The following is a 14,662-nucleotide window of genomic DNA, read 5'->3' as shown; positions in this document are numbered from 1 at the left end:
AGGCAAATTAACATGAGTAAACTGATCTCTGGTGAGTCGATGTTAGCAGAACTTGGTATTAGTTCAGCTACCGTTAAAGCGATGAAACGAGGAAAAAAACGGTCTTCCTATCGTGCCATTATTAACTGGCTAACGAAATATGAGCCTAATCCGAATACGTCCAATTTAGAAAAAGTAAAAGGTTTATTAGAGGCATTTTATCATTTGTGTCAGGTGGAAGATTGGGAAAGGGTTAGTAAATTGTTCATGAAGCCATTAAAGTCATCTTTAGAATCACAATTACATTGGTTGTTATCTGGGTAATGATTCGATAGTAGTGCCGTGGCCCTCTTGCTTACATGGTATGAATTGTGTAAAATATTTATTAATAAAAATAATTGGCTAGAATCAGTCTTTAAACCTCTAGCTTGATCATGACTTTTCTGATAAATATCTTTTTCAGGCTCCTGTCTGGCTTACTCAAATATCAGTCTAGCACCGAACAAAATACCCCCCCTAGTTCACCTCTATTCCCCTGTCCTAATTGTGGTTCTCATTATATGATCAAGAATGGTTCTATTCATAATGGAAAACCCAAACGTCAAGGTAAAGAATGTGGTCACTGAGCCTGTCGAAGTGTGGTCAACCGTTTGTGATCAATCCCACTAATAAAACCGTCTCTGACGAAACCAAACAATTAATTGATCAACTCTTGCTCGAACGAATTTCCTGACGAGGAATTGCTAGAGTAACAGGGGTAAGTTGGTCATGGTTACAAAACTATGTCAACAATAAACTGGCGGCTGTCCCCCGTCAAATAAAGGTTTCGGACAAACCAAAAGGTAAATTGGTTATAGAATGTGATGAGATGTGGTCTTTTGTTTTTTCTAAGACGATAAAGGTCTATATTTGGCTTGCAATTGATAGAAATACAAGGGAAATTATTGGTTGCTATTTAGGGCTTGCTGAATAATGGTAAAACCCTTTTAAAATAAGGCTTTTGACCTGTTAAAGTCCGATGTTAGTGCAAGAAAATAGGATTGGGACTTTCAAAAACCTTGCATTATCCTTCTTGTAGTACATAAACTGGTACAAAAAAATAAGGGCAACAAAGCCCGAAACTCCTGACTCCTGACTCCTGACTCCTACCCCCAGGAAAAACTTTTTCAGCAGACCCTATTTAGGAGATAGGAGTCGTCAATCAGCCAAAAAACTTTGGGGCAAGTTTACCAGGTGTTTACCGACAATCTGATCGCGACCGAACCACAATCGCCTACGGGTTGACCAGTGTGCCGACCATCGCCACTATTCTAACCAGTCAGGGAAGTACCTTCGTTCCCTGTGTGCTGATCGGTTTAGGGATTTTTATCGTCAAAGAAAGTATTTCCCTCGCGTTTTTGGCCTCAGCAATTAGCTATCTCTGGGCGATCATCGGTCGCAGTCAGGGACTGGCAAGAAAATAAAGTACCATTTATTTACTAGGCAGAATTATCACATTAAATCCAGTTATTAAAAACTGATTATGTATTCCCCCTTGTGCCTTTTGCCTGTCCTTATAAGTAGCCTATACTCAACGGATTTAGTATCACATCCCAAGGGGTGATTCTGAGTGGGGGGTAGGGTTAGGAGATTTTAACTCAGCGAGAACAACGATTTGATGAGTTGCATTCCAGACGTTTTTGACGCTCTGCTAAGATTGTAGTTAAATTCGGTCTTCCGGTTAAGGTTAATCGCCAAGAAGCCCAAATTTCATAGATAATATCCACTAGAAACCCGATAACCGGCCATTTGGTAGCGGCATAAATCCAACCGATGCCCAAAATATCATAGACTTGGCGAAACACTTCCACATTTTGGAGGATAGTACCATCGGCTAGTACAGCGTGGATTCGTCCCATGGCCGCCGCGAAGGAAATACCGCCATTTTCCTCCGGATTATAGTTTTCGGCGGCAATATCGACAAAAGCAACTAATCCTCTCCCAGCATCCTGTTTTTGCAGAAAATTAACCTCCCGCAAGCAGAGGGGACATTCTCCATCGTAGAGGAGTTTAATTTTCCAAGAGGGCGATCGAGTAGAATTTTCTAAGGTATCAGCAGATTGAGTCGGTAAAGATGACATGATCTTCTAGGGATTCTCTTTTCAGTGAACAGTAAACAGTAAACAGTAAACAGTGAACAGTGAACTGAAAACTCAAATCCGATCACTGATTACTGACTCCTGATGATTATTTTATGGCAATTCATCAGATTGGATGGGATCACTCTCTATTGGTTCTCGATCGTTGCGTTTTGAGAAACCCCAAGCAAAGAGGACAGCAATTAAACTAATCATAATCCATTCCGGCGGCACAAAATCGGGACTAATCACCCGCAACAGCAATCTTAAACCCACCAAACCGACGGTGACAAAACCAGCATCTTCTAGGTGGGTGTATTCCTCTAACCAGCGAATAAATAAACCCGCCATAAAGCGCAGGGTAACTACTCCGATCGTACCACCAAGCAGGATCAACCAAGTATCATCGGCCACGGCGATGGAGGTGGTAACACTATCGAGGGAAAAAGCTAAATCGGTAACGGCAATTAGGGGGATAGCTTGCCAGAGAGATTGAAACTTGAGACTATGATGGGTGTGATCCTTGTCTTCAGGGGAGGCAAAGTAATTAAAGACTAACCAGAGCAAATATACTGCTCCCAAAAGTTCAAACTGCCAGTATTTAACCACCCAGGTGGCAGTAAGAATCAAGACCATACGGAGAATATAGGCGAAAACTAAGCCAATATTCAAGGCCTGACGTTGACGCTGATGATCTCCTAATCCCTGTGCTATGGAAGCGAGAGCAATGGCGTTATCTGCTGATAATACCGCTTCTAGGGCAATGAGAACCAACAGAATTAACGGGGTTTTTAGACTAAGGGTTAGAGATGAATCAAGGAGCGAGTCTAACATTGAGGCCGCAGGTAAAAATAAATGTAATCATGGCAATATCTCAGCTTAACGCTTTTACAACTTTCTTTTCTAGGGGAGATAACCGTCATCGGGGTGGGGAGATATGAAGTCTTGTAACGAAATGATGCAGAGAACCCCGATGATGTCGGAAAGTATTGGATGAATATCTTTATGAGGAGATAATCAGCAATGCTTTCTGATACTCAAGTTCTAGTCGCTCTGGTAATTGCTTTAATCCCCGGGATTTTGGCTTTTCGTCTAGCGACGGAACTTTATAAGTAAAGTCGCTTTCAATAAACCCCAATCCCGTCTAACCTAGTTATAGGATAGACCGATTGGGGTTTTTTCGGTTATCGGTTATCAGTGATTGGGTGTAAATTGAAAGTAATTAGCCACCTTTCTCACCGATTTTACTTGTACTCATAAATCTATGACCGCACGAACACGAAACCAAACCGACAAAAAACCGCAAAAAAAGCCAAAAAGCGGCAATAAATCCCAAAAATGGCAAATTATCGAGATTTGGCTGCGAATTATTGCCTATAGCGCCATTTCCATCACGGCGGTTTTTGCGATCGCTCGTTTGTTACCCTACCAACAGATGCAACAGGCAAAATTAGAAGAAGTGCGTTTGGCAGCCCAAGAAAAGGAGGAACGCGTCAATCAATTGCGCGGTCAATTTACTCGCAGCTTTGATCCTAGTCAAGCGCGGCAAGTGATGGGGGAACAAAGTCCCCGACGGGATCCTAATCAAAGACGCATTTTTTGGGTTTCTCAGTAGAATTGAGCGAGATAAATGCGTTTTTGAGCAGATTATTTGAGTATTTTGCCGATGCTGGTTGTTCACAACGAAAAAATTCTCGATTTCATTAAATACCGCTACTCTCTGGGGGAGCTTCAGAGATTATCCGCGTTTTTGTCGGAAAATGATGTCTTGAGATTTCCCCATCTGGAAAATGGCTTATTTCCAGCAGCATTAGTCAGTAATGAGACAGAATACACTGGATATGCCAATGTTTGGCTGAGGGATAACGTTTATCTGGCTTATTCTCACTATATTATCGGACAGACAGCGATCGCTGTCAAGAATATTCAGACTTTGATGAACTATTTTCAAAAGTTCCAAAGGCGTTTTATTAATATTATCCAAGGTCGGGTTAATCCTGAAAAGATCAGGGAACGTCCTCATATTCGTTTTGAGGGACGTACACTGACGGAAATTGACCAAGTTTGGCAACACGCACAAAATGATGCCCTTGGCTATTTTCTCTGGTTTTATTGTCGTTTGGCACGGGAAAAATATGTTCAGCTTTCCCCCGATTGTCTAGAAACAATTGCCCTATTCCCCTTATATTTTCAAGCGATTAGTTATTGGCAGGATGAGGATAGCGGTCACTTAAATCAAGTTTTTATGTCAAGCTATTTTGAAAGCCTTGCTAGAAACCAGTTTTAGGGATAAGTATAATTAGGATATGCTGAAAAAGTTTTTCGTGGGGACAGGGTGTGGGGTGTGGGGTGTGGGGTGTAGGGTTTTACCCATACGAGAAATTTTTTGTCGCAAACCCTACTTAACATCTTCCCCAACAGCCAACCCCTAACGCTCCTTTTGCCGAGGTTATCTGCCATTTTCCAATAAAAACCTTCTTTCTGCGCGAACAATTGCCTCTCTAGTGGCTAAAACTGCTTCTGTATCCACCGAAAGAGAAGTCACACCCCAAGCAATCAGATCATCGATAATTTCAGGATACTGGACGATGGCCATGCCGCAAACGGAACAGGGAATCTGTAAAACTTTTGCTTGAGTGATAATTTGTTTTAAAGCTGCCCTGACTGCGGGATGACGGGCGTTAAAATATTCTGAGAAATGTTCTCGATCGCTACCTAAAAGTAATTGAGTTAAATCATTAGTACCAATAGCGATTAACTGTACCCCTGCTTGCACATAATCCCTCAATTGAAAGATTACCCCCGGTACTTCCACCATTATCCCCAATTGGAAAGAAGGGACTTGAGTGAGTAAAGCCGATTGTACCCGTTGCCGGCAGAAAATAAATTCTTCAACCCCACGGACAAAGGGAAGCAGTAAATTAATATTGGTGGCGCTGGTGGTTTGTACCCGTCGTAAAGCTTGCAATTCTAGATCAAATAGAGTCGGATCTAATATATAACCATGGGTTCCCCGACTGTCTTTAGCCGAATGTTGAGCATCAAAAGAACGGTAAAATAAAGGCTTAGGCTGGATACTAAGGGCAAATTGTGCGATTAAATCACTTAATCTCTCGATCAATGCTTCTTGATGCTCTGGAGTTAACCATTCTTCTAGATTACGCTGAGAAAGTAACTCTAAAATCATCCATTCTGAGCGCAATAAACCGATCCCATCAATAGGCAGCTCTTGGATTCTGGCAATACTTTCAGTTTGACTGAGATTAACCATCAAACGGGTAGCAATTGCCGTCCCGTCGGTTTCTCTGGGGGGTGCTGGGGGTAAGGAAATCTGTTCCTGAGATGCTAGAGAAATAATTCCCCTCGTACCATCTACTAAAATTATCTCGCCTGAGCGGATAATTTCTGTGGCATTTTTTACCCCGACAATGGCAGGAATGGCTAATTCCCGGGCTAAGATGGCTCCATGGCTAGTTAATCCCCCCTGTTCCGTGATCATTGCTCGAATTTGGCGTAAATGGGGCAGTTTTTTCGGAGGTAAATTAGTAGTAACCAGAATGCAATCCTGAAAATTTGCCTCTGGGGAGTCGAAATTGCTGATCACTTTTGCCACTCCCGATGCCAACCCTGGGGATGCCCCTAATCCTCTTAAGGGATAATTGGAGGTAGTAGCGGTGATTTCCTGACTGTGACAGTTGAGAATATAAATTTGACCATCTAGCATCATCAGCCATTCTATGCTGGTTAAGCTGGGTTTTTCCGCTAGTAGAGATTGAACCAGTTGACAAAGGCGATCGATGGCGAAATTATCTAAACAGTAGCTTTCCTGTAAACTGGGTGCTAATAATTGTGGTGCAAGCAGATTACTGTCACTGTTGAGATAATAAGCCCTGGATTTATTGCCTAATTGCCGACTGCGTAATTGACCGGAGCGATCGATAATATAGGTATCCGGTGCCACTTCTCCATTAGCTAAACTGTGTCCTAATCCCCAAACCGCCTGAATTTGCCAGTTATCCTCATTAATGAGCACATTTCCCGCACAATTGGCTGGTAATAATGGTTGTACCAGTAAAGATAATTGAATTTTTTCTAAACCAATTCCCACTTTTCGCCAATAAAATAGACTTCTGGCGGTGAATAACTCCGCCCAGGCTTGTTTTAGGGCATTTTCTAGATTATCTGCTTTAATTCCACTGATGGGGGCGGAAAATAAACCGAGAGTTCGCCGAGCCAGATGAGCAGGTAAGGAAAAGCGCCATACTAGGCTATCCATGGATAATTGTGCCACGGCCGCCGTTAGTTCTTCTAACCAGAGAGGAGGAATTTGCGCTTGTAAAATGGCCCGCCGACTTTCTTTGGCGACTAATTGCAGAGCTTTTGGGTTATCTACGTCTAAATAGAGGGAAGACTGGGGAAAATCAGTCAGGAATGAGTCAGTATTGTTGATAGTTTCCAAAAATTCCGCAAAAATGCGGTTAAAAATGGCAAATCCCCTGATAATTGGGTATCCTCGCTGGTGTAATTCACTGGCAATAAAAGCTTTTTCCCCCACCAGGGGGCGATCAGAAGCACTAATGCGATCGAGCCAGCAGAGAATGGTCACGGGATTTGTTAAGAATGGTGAAAGGATTGTAAAATTATTGTGTGATTTTTGTAACTTTTTGGTTCTATCTGCTAGTTTAACTCACCGTCACTATCTTGAGGATGATCTGGAAAGTGGGGTGTAGGGTGTAGGGTGTGGGGTGTGGGGTGTAGGGTGTGGAGAGGGGAGAATAAATAAAAGCAATCTCCTGACTCCTATCTCCTGACTACTGACTCCTATCTCCTTAGCTGATAAGATAGGATTCGGACAATATTCGATCGCTGCGAGAAATTGATGGACACACCTGCGAAAGTTTTGTTAGTGGATGACGAACCGGGGGTTCGTGAATCTGTGCAAGCATATCTACAGTACGGGGATGAATTCGAGGTAAGAACTGCTAGTAATGCTAACGAAGCCTGGGATTTACTCAATCAAGAAATTCCGGAATTAGTTATCTCCGATATTATGATGCCGCAGGTGGATGGCTATCAGTTTCTGAAGAAATTGCGCGAAGATGCTCGTTTTCAGACAATTCCCGTGGTTTTTCTCACTGCAAGGGGGATGACAAGCGATCGCATTCAGGGTTATAATGCTGGTTGTGATGCTTATTTATCCAAGCCTTTCGATCCCGAAGAATTAGAAGCATTAATCAAGTCTTTAATCGAGCGCCGTCGTCAATCCCTGCAAGCCACCAGCGAAAACGCTAGATTAGAAGAAATTGCCCGAGATATCCGGGAATTAAAACAGCAGGTGGGACAACAGAACACTTTTACTACCACTCCCCCCCCGATTAAAGTTGATCTGACCCCCCGGGAACAAAGTGTTTTAGATTTAGTAGCGGAGGGATTGATGAATAAAGAAATTGCCAGTCGTCTAGAAACCAGCGTTAGGAACGTAGAAAAATACGTCAGTCGCTTATTTAGCAAGACTGGTACTAATAGTCGCACGGAATTGGTACGTTTTGCCCTAAAACACGGTTTAACCAGTTAATATAGCAGCTACTGTTTGCGGCTAGAAATCCATTGGTGGTCTATCATACTTTGTGCTTTTTGTCAAAAAAACTTTTTTTTTGCAATAAAACTACACAAAAAAAAGATCATCGTTGTGGGTGAAATTGACTCATTTACCTGTCTTAATTGGGATTATCTTCTAGGTGTGGCAAGGGTTTCAACCTTTGCTGCCCAAAAAAGTATAGAATACCCGATTATGAAATTATATCAAATCGCTGTAACCATTGGAACATCGTTGTTAAATAAAAATCTTTCTCAATTAATTCTTAAGAATTTGTAAATATTGCGAAATATTAATTTAAATATTCTCAAGTTTTTGGAGTCAATAGATAATTTTTGCTTATCTTTGACCAACATTGGTTTAGGAGTCAGTTATCAGTTATCAGTTAACTGAGAAAACTCCCCACACCCTACACCCTACACCCCACACCCTACACCCCACACCCTGTCCCCTAATGCCTAGAGAATTTCAATAATTCCTTGACTGCCATCGAGACGAATTAATTGACCATCTTTTAACAATTTCATGGCATTATGCACATCCATAACCGCCGGAATTCCGTATTCTCTGGCAATAATAGCACCATGGGATAATTGTCCCCCCACCTCGGCAATAATGCCCACAGCTTGGGATAATAAAGGGGACCATCCTGAGTCAGTATAGGGAATAACGAGAATAGTATCAGGGGCAATTTCTAGATTTTGTAGGGTTGGCATAATTTTGACTCGTCCCTCCACTGTCCCCCCACTAGCGGCAATTCCCTGTAAGCGTTTTTTGGCAGTTAAATTTGAGACTAAAAATTCTTTTTTCGGTGGTTGTCCATAGACGATATAGGGAATATCGTTTAATTGAGAGTTTTCTTGGAATTGTTGGCGACGCTGACGAATAATCTGCTTAAGATTGGCGATATTATTATTCTGACCTAACTGGATAACTTCTGAGTAGTTTAGATAAAATATATCTCCCGTCTCTGATAATATTTGTTGCTGTAACCAGAGGGTTTCCAAAGCGAGAAAATGCCAGCGTAGGTGAGCTAAAAGACGGGAGTAAATTTCAGTCACTTGGTTTTTGATATTTAATCTTTTTTGGACATTGTGGGAAGATTTGACTTTTTTCTGGCTATTATTGCCTGGAATATCTAAGGGTAGTTGTAGCAGATATGGGGGATTTTCTCGCCATCTCGGTATCGAAATATCGGTTCCTACTTCGCTTAAATAACCGTAGGTTTCTAACCAGAGGGAAAAAGCTAAGTCAAAATCTCGATCGAGCGTATTTTTTCTCAGTTCAGATAGCGATCGCATTGAGGCTATTTCTGGTGCTTGAGAGTTATCCAATTTCTCAAAAGGTACTCGCGAGATACTGCGACGCAAAGCGAAGCTAAGGGGGGCAAGAATACTATAATAGGTGGCTTTTTTTAAGACGGTTAAAATCTCCTCAATTTGCTCTAAAATCTCCCCTGAAGATAAAGCTTCTAGGGAAGTAGCGTTAATTTTTTCGAGCGTTGGGATAAAATAGGTTTTTTGATCTTGGCTAAAGTCTTTTTCTAACTGTAATTCCCGTCCTAAAAGTTTTAATAAACCAGGGGAATTAGCCAAGGTTGCCGTTAACGGTGGTTTGGTAAACTTTGCTCCTTTGGTCAGGAATTCTAAGCTTTCTGGAGGTAATCCCATGCGACGGAAAATTGTGCCTAATAAAGAAGCATTAAAATAGGCTCTTTGATAGTGTAAAGTCGCTGTTTCATTGAAGTCCAAATCGAGGGCTTTTTTGCCTAAAACTAAACTGAAAATATCTCCCCAAACTCCACAGGTTAAGGGGCGATTAATTGACCAAGGCAAGGGACGAATTACCCCGGGGATAACTTCAGCTGCGATTTTTCTTGTCCAAATTGGCTGTAAATTAGTGATAGGACGGCACTGTAATAACCATAATTTGTGTCCGTCATGAGTCCATTCTATATCTTGGGGAATGCCATGATCAAGGGTTTCTAATTGCCGACAAAGATTAGCTACCTGTTGAATAATAGCCGGGGGAATATCTCCCGCTCCGATGATGATATTTTCTTCTAAATTAACTCGATAACTTTCGGGGGTGACTCTCCCCGATACAACTCTGGTGGCATCTCCGGGTAAAGCTTCAATAACCACATCTAAACTGAGAGGATTAATCGGATCACGACTGAAGGCAACCCCCGAAAAAACTCCTCGAATTTGTTCTTGAATTAACACAGCCATGGCCGTGTTTTCTTGACCTCGATCGAGTCGATAATTAACAGCATTAGGACTATTATAGGAGGTTTGGCAACTTAAAATCGCCGCCGCTAAATTTTCTTGATCAACAACGTTAAGAATTGTGGTATATTGTCCCGCAGATGAAGCGGTTTCACCATCTTCTCCAATAGCGGAAGAGCGCACGACTAAGGGATGATTAATATCAGGATGAAGAGATTCTATTAACGGTTGTGGATCATCTCCTGGTGGTAAAATCCAACCCCTAGGAATGGGATAACCGGCACGCTTAAGATCGGCTAAAGTGGCGGCTTTTTGTCCCACTTTTGAAGCTGCTAGATTGTCATCAAGAGTTTGGATCGATCGATCTCCACGAAAAAAACGAAACATAGTTTTTGATTCATTGTTAACATTTGCTTCAGGTAAGTCTAAATCGTCGGCGATTTTTTGAAAAATTGCCCCTAATAAACAGGCTAAAGCAATGGCAGTTATAATATAACCTGAATCGTGGGGACGGCGCAAGGTGAGAATTAAAGCTAATAAAAATAATCCTACCAATCTACCCGTAGATTTTTCTCGAAAGACAGTAAAGCTAATCCCACTAATGATTAAGGTGAGAAAAACAGCGACAAAATCGTGAACAATTAATCCCCAGAAAACATTAGTAGTTCCCGCACCTTTTCCTAACCAATAGCGCCCCATGACTAAGGCAATTAAAGCTAATAATTCCCACGTGGAGCCGGTGGGAAAAAATAAACGGGTTAGGAGAATAACGATAATTCCCTTGGCTGCTTCCGAAATTACCGCCAAAATTCCCACTAATTTACCCCCATGGTAAAAAGCGGCAGTTACACCGATATTACCAGTACCTAATTGGGATAATTTACGTCCAGTTACTAGATAATTTATCCAATCAATCAGAGGCAATCCCCCGATAATAGGACAGACTAGAAAAATAAATAGGGATCCCCAAATTTCTCTCATTTAAAATGCGTCTTAGTTTACGATCTTGTCTTAGTAACGACCTTGAGAACATGAACACGAAAGCGATAAAATAAATTGAGCTTAATGGCTTAAAACTCAAGCAGATGGAGCAAATAAAGGCAATAATTGCGGATTTTAATCGGCAAAATCAACCTCTCAAACTGAAGAAAAAAGCGAAAAGAGTAAGGTGGACGATGCACACCCTACAGACTTAAGAAAATCTGATTGACAGTGAGATTTAATTCCGTGAAAGTCTGAGAAATTAGGCGATCACTATCTCGAAATTGCCGAATTTGATATTCTTCCTCAACTAAGCGACAAACAGAGATGGTCGGTTGTTTAGAAGTGCCAAGAAAATTACGCCCACCCAAGGCTGCATAATCGACAATCCAATATTCAGGAATACCCATTTCTTCATAATCAGCAAATTTTAAGTAGTAATCATCACGCCAGTTAGTCGATACCACTTCAATGATCAGAGGGATAGATGCACCCTCACTAAGGATTGATTCTTTTTTCCATAATTTTTCCTGAGCGAGCTTGGTTCGATTTAGCACTAATACATCAGGAAAATAACCAGAGTTTTTACCAGCAGGTCTGACAATCGCTTGGTTAGGAATTAAATAAGGAAGACCCAGTCTATCAATTATTCCACTGAGTTTAACAGTTAAAAATCCTTTGATTTCCTCGTGTTCTCCTGCGGGTTGTGCCATTTCAATAATATTTCCCTTGTGTAGCTCATAACGTACTCCAGAATTTTCAGGCAGCCAAGGGACGAATTCCTCGAAACTAACAGTTTTAGGTAGGGTTTGGCTCATAGCTGGCAAAATAGCTTTCTCTCTCTACTAACTTCCTTGGCTCTATTTTACCTTGAATGTAAAATAGGCATTGCCCACCCGACAAACTCTCTACACAATCTGCGATCGCACTATCACTGCCAAAAAAGATGAGGACGAAACCAAAAATATAATTGGTAACGACGGCGAGGTTCATAAAAGGAGTCAGTTGCCAGTTAGTTTTTAGATCTCCATTTGGCAATACTACACCCTCATAAAATTCTTTACCACCGGAGCCGCCTAGTAAGTTTATGATCGGGTCTCCTTGATTAACGCTGAATGTTACAGCCCCTCCTGATGATGAAGACGATGTCGGTGGCTTAGATGTGTAGTTATAGCACTTTTCACGTTACTGAGGTGTCGACAAGTTTTGCCAACAAAGGGTTTAAGCCCCTTGCCCATGCCTCATTCTGATGAAAAATGCTATGATTGCTTTGAGCGCATAGAGACAAGTGCTAATATTAGGAACAACAGCTTCGGAAATTTCCGATCCTCCTGGATAATAAATATAGCTATCGGAAATTTCCAATCCCTCTGGATAATTTGTCGGGGGAACGGCGAACGTAGGGATTTCCCTGGCAAGGGCTTCGGAAATTTCCGATCCTCCTGGATAATAGATATAGCTATCGGAAATTTCCAATCCCTCTGGATAATTTGTCGGGGGAACGGCGAACGTAGTGATTTCCCTGGCAAGGGCTTCGGAAATTTCTGATTCTCCTGGATAATAGATATAGCTATCGGAAATTTCCAATCCCCCTGGATAATAGGTATAGCTAAATGTGTTATATTTTGGGTCATCAGAAAATGCCGGGGGACGTAATTGAAGAATTTCTGCACCCAATACCCTAGAGCAATCTTTAAATGGCATATATTGTTTAACCATCGACATTTACTTGGTAATTAATAACGGGAAAAAGTGAGAGATTTAAACGGAACTACACTGATGGACAAAATTAACAAATCAACTCTGCTGTAACTCATACTACTCAGTCCTCTATGCTAAGATGATCCAAAAAACGCAAGTCTTTAAATTGATGGGCAAAAAAAGTTTAATTTTACTCAATAACCAAGGAGTTATACATAGATGTTTATTTTTGACAGTAAAACCGATATTTTAATTGATTCTCAGGAATTAACCTTTAAAAGTGAATATTTTTGTGACTTTTCTCGCTATTTTCAGAATCGAGAATTTGTCAACGGAGATGCTTTACAACTCAGTGGTGATCATTTTGAAGGGTATCTTTCAAGGATCATCATCGATGAAGTGATGTTAGAATTATCGCAACGTAATTGTTTAATAAATGTTGTGGGAGTAGTCCATTCTAAAATGTGGGTTTTTGCGATTCCTATTCAGGTGAATTCCGTCTTCTTCCAAAATTTGTACTCATTAGAAAATAACTATCTTGGGATTGTCCCCCCTAAATCAGAAATTTCCATTTTTCAACATCCCTTTTCCAATCGTTTTCAGCTTTACGTTCATGATAATTATCTGCAACAATTGTGCCAAAATTTAGAGCTACCAGAAGCGAAAAAGTTTTTAAATTCTTCCGCTTCTTCTGTTGTGATTTGCCCATCGGAAAAAATTCGTCATCTCCAACAATCTTGTCATCAACTTTATCGAATGCTATTTAATTTAGATCGTCAACAAATATCTTGGCAAAGAAAAGCATTAAGATTAAATTTTGTCAGGCAAAAATTAAAAGAAGAAATTGTCAAAGATTTTCTTTTGACTTTAGCAGTAACCAAAGATATTAAAACCCCTAAAAACGCTATCAGACGCACCTCTATCCTCAAAAAAGCAGAAGAAATGATGAGAAAAAATCTGCGTTCTGATCTGACTATTCCAGTGATTTGTCAAGAATTAAAAGTAAGTCAACGCACCTTAGAATATATATTTAAAGACTTCTATCAAATGTCTCCTTACAATTATTTTAAGTTGCTTCGTCTTAATGCTTTACATCAATCTCTTAACCAAAATAATCAGACAAAATTAACTTATGAAATTGCCGAAGAATTAGGTTTTTTTCATCGAGGATATCTGGCCTCTGATTATAAAAAACTGTTTGGTTACTTCCCCTCTGAAACCTAAAAAAATAGTAGGGGTAGGAATTAGGATTATTTTTGCTTTGAGAACTCAATTCCTAACTCCTCTTCCAATTCAGTGCCTCTCCCGTACTTGTTTGGTAGGGGCGTATATTGTACGCCCTTTCTTCGATCTCATAACCTCAAGAGAGCCATTAATAATTAGCCCCATCGAGATTAATTTACTTAATTCCCACTAAAAAAGTTGTACCGATCGCCATAATTGCCAATCCGATTAACTTACTAATTAGAGTCGCTTGCTTGGCTAATTTTTCCTTGATGACACTGCCAAGGAAAAAAGCCCCAGATGCGATCGCTAATTGGATGACGGTAAAACCGATTAAATAGGCAACTAAAGTGGCAACTCGCGCCCCGATAATTGATTCTCCGTAGGCATAACCGTGGAAAATTCCCGCGATCATTGCCAAAGTTGCCAGAGCGATCGTATAGAGATTAGAATGATTTTGTAACCCTTTTTTCAGGGTTAAAATTAGTCCAAAAATCACCACAGAAAGGGCAACAATCCCTTCAGGAAAAAGTAAATTTATTCCCTGTAAATGAATCCCCGTCCCGATTAAAGTAGCAATCGCAAAAGCGATCGGAATTAATAAACCCTGTTCCATCCCCACAGCAATTAAACCACTAGCCACCACAAAAGCTAAATGATCTAAACCGATAACTGGGTGAGCTAAACCCGATAAAAATCCATTCCAAAAATTATCGGGAGTTTGCCCTGCCATGGCATGATGGGCAAGGGTTTTGCTGGCAAAAATTAACAGGAAGAGAGGGACAATAGTTAATATCTTTGTCCAGCTTTGACGAAAAATTATCTTCATTGATTAC

The 14,662-nt window shown here is 40.8% G+C and carries 14 protein-coding genes and 2 pseudogenes; 8 read left to right on the top strand and 8 right to left on the bottom strand.

Going from position 1 to position 14,662, the window contains the following annotated elements; genetic code table 11:
• The first annotated feature begins 12 nt into the window (after positions 1 to 12).
• The 3 genes and pseudogenes from ACQY1Y_RS03390 to ACQY1Y_RS03380 all read left to right on the top strand — a co-directional run.
• On the top strand, positions 13 to 303 hold the full coding sequence (locus ACQY1Y_RS03390) for a hypothetical protein (protein ID WP_375328786.1): 291 nt from the start codon (positions 13 to 15) through the stop codon (positions 301 to 303).
• 110 nt (positions 304 to 413) lie between these two features.
• Positions 414 to 940: pseudogene (locus tag ACQY1Y_RS03385) on the top strand (ISNCY family transposase); the annotation flags it as partial.
• Between the two features lie 310 nt (positions 941 to 1,250).
• A pseudogene (locus tag ACQY1Y_RS03380) lies at positions 1,251 to 1,442 on the top strand (cadmium resistance transporter); the annotation flags it as partial.
• A gap of 174 nt (positions 1,443 to 1,616) precedes the next feature.
• Here the strand turns inward: ACQY1Y_RS03380 and ACQY1Y_RS03375 are convergent.
• Both ACQY1Y_RS03375 and ACQY1Y_RS03370 read right to left on the bottom strand, forming a co-directional pair.
• Entirely contained in the window at positions 1,617 to 2,099 is a 483-nt protein-coding gene (locus ACQY1Y_RS03375) for a thiol-disulfide oxidoreductase DCC family protein (protein ID WP_430013979.1), read from the bottom strand.
• A gap of 111 nt (positions 2,100 to 2,210) precedes the next feature.
• Entirely contained in the window at positions 2,211 to 2,930 is a 720-nt protein-coding gene (locus ACQY1Y_RS03370) for a TerC family protein (RefSeq protein WP_002776025.1), read from the bottom strand.
• A gap of 189 nt (positions 2,931 to 3,119) precedes the next feature.
• Between ACQY1Y_RS03370 and psaM the strand changes: the two genes are divergently transcribed.
• From psaM to ACQY1Y_RS03355, 3 genes are all read left to right on the top strand, one after another.
• Entirely contained in the window at positions 3,120 to 3,212 is a 93-nt protein-coding gene (gene psaM, locus ACQY1Y_RS03365; protein ID WP_012264462.1) for a photosystem I reaction center subunit XII, read from the top strand.
• 148 nt (positions 3,213 to 3,360) lie between these two features.
• Complete coding sequence (locus ACQY1Y_RS03360; RefSeq protein ID WP_002737732.1) at positions 3,361 to 3,711, top strand: hypothetical protein; 351 nt, start codon at positions 3,361 to 3,363, stop codon at positions 3,709 to 3,711.
• A gap of 51 nt (positions 3,712 to 3,762) precedes the next feature.
• Positions 3,763 to 4,383, top strand: a complete 621-nt coding sequence (locus ACQY1Y_RS03355; protein WP_430013978.1) for a glycoside hydrolase family 15 protein — start codon at positions 3,763 to 3,765, stop codon at positions 4,381 to 4,383.
• A 162-nt stretch (positions 4,384 to 4,545) separates the two neighbouring features.
• Here the strand turns inward: ACQY1Y_RS03355 and ACQY1Y_RS03350 are convergent, their stop codons facing one another.
• Entirely contained in the window at positions 4,546 to 6,702 is a 2,157-nt protein-coding gene (locus ACQY1Y_RS03350; RefSeq protein ID WP_430013977.1) for a putative PEP-binding protein, read from the bottom strand.
• A gap of 273 nt (positions 6,703 to 6,975) precedes the next feature.
• Here ACQY1Y_RS03350 and ACQY1Y_RS03345 point away from each other — a divergent pair, with 273 nt between their 5' ends.
• On the top strand, positions 6,976 to 7,671 hold the full coding sequence (locus ACQY1Y_RS03345) for a response regulator transcription factor (RefSeq protein WP_002737332.1): 696 nt from the start codon (positions 6,976 to 6,978) through the stop codon (positions 7,669 to 7,671).
• Positions 7,672 to 8,150: 479 nt separating this feature from the next.
• Here the strand turns inward: ACQY1Y_RS03345 and ACQY1Y_RS03340 are convergent, their stop codons facing one another.
• The 4 genes from ACQY1Y_RS03340 to ACQY1Y_RS03325 all read right to left on the bottom strand — a co-directional run bounded on the left by ACQY1Y_RS03340 (position 8,151) and on the right by ACQY1Y_RS03325 (position 12,620).
• The gene (locus ACQY1Y_RS03340) at positions 8,151 to 10,901 is read right to left on the bottom strand and encodes a glycerol-3-phosphate acyltransferase (RefSeq protein WP_430013976.1); all 2,751 of its coding nucleotides are present in this window, start codon (positions 10,899 to 10,901) and stop codon (positions 8,151 to 8,153) included.
• Positions 10,902 to 11,104: 203 nt separating this feature from the next.
• Complete coding sequence (locus ACQY1Y_RS03335) at positions 11,105 to 11,719, bottom strand: Uma2 family endonuclease (RefSeq protein WP_016514965.1); 615 nt, start codon at positions 11,717 to 11,719, stop codon at positions 11,105 to 11,107.
• A complete protein-coding gene (locus tag ACQY1Y_RS03330) occupies positions 11,700 to 11,939 on the bottom strand; it encodes a hypothetical protein (RefSeq protein ID WP_430013975.1) in 240 nt (79 codons plus the stop codon). Before ACQY1Y_RS03330 ends, ACQY1Y_RS03335 begins: the two co-directional genes overlap by 20 nt.
• A 183-nt stretch (positions 11,940 to 12,122) precedes the next feature.
• A complete protein-coding gene (locus tag ACQY1Y_RS03325) occupies positions 12,123 to 12,620 on the bottom strand; it encodes a hypothetical protein (protein WP_430013974.1) in 498 nt (165 codons plus the stop codon).
• Positions 12,621 to 12,821: 201 nt separating this feature from the next.
• On the opposite strand from ACQY1Y_RS03325, the gene ACQY1Y_RS03320 reads away from it, so the two are divergent.
• Complete coding sequence (locus tag ACQY1Y_RS03320) at positions 12,822 to 13,826, top strand: helix-turn-helix domain-containing protein (protein WP_430013973.1); 1,005 nt, start codon at positions 12,822 to 12,824, stop codon at positions 13,824 to 13,826.
• 175 nt (positions 13,827 to 14,001) lie between these two features.
• Here ACQY1Y_RS03320 and ACQY1Y_RS03315 read toward each other — a convergent pair whose 3' ends face one another.
• Positions 14,002 to 14,655: a HupE/UreJ family protein gene (locus ACQY1Y_RS03315; protein WP_002753165.1), complete on the bottom strand. Its 654-nt coding sequence runs from the start codon at positions 14,653 to 14,655 to the stop codon at positions 14,002 to 14,004.
• Positions 14,656 to 14,662: the final 7 nt, after the last annotated feature.

Source organism: Microcystis ichthyoblabe FBCC-A1114, from assembly GCF_050500245.1.
Taxonomy (GTDB): Bacteria; Cyanobacteriota; Cyanobacteriia; order Cyanobacteriales; family Microcystaceae; genus Microcystis; species Microcystis ichthyoblabe_A.
Note: the sequence above shows the minus strand (reverse complement) of the source record. Positions and strands in the feature narration are given on the sequence as shown.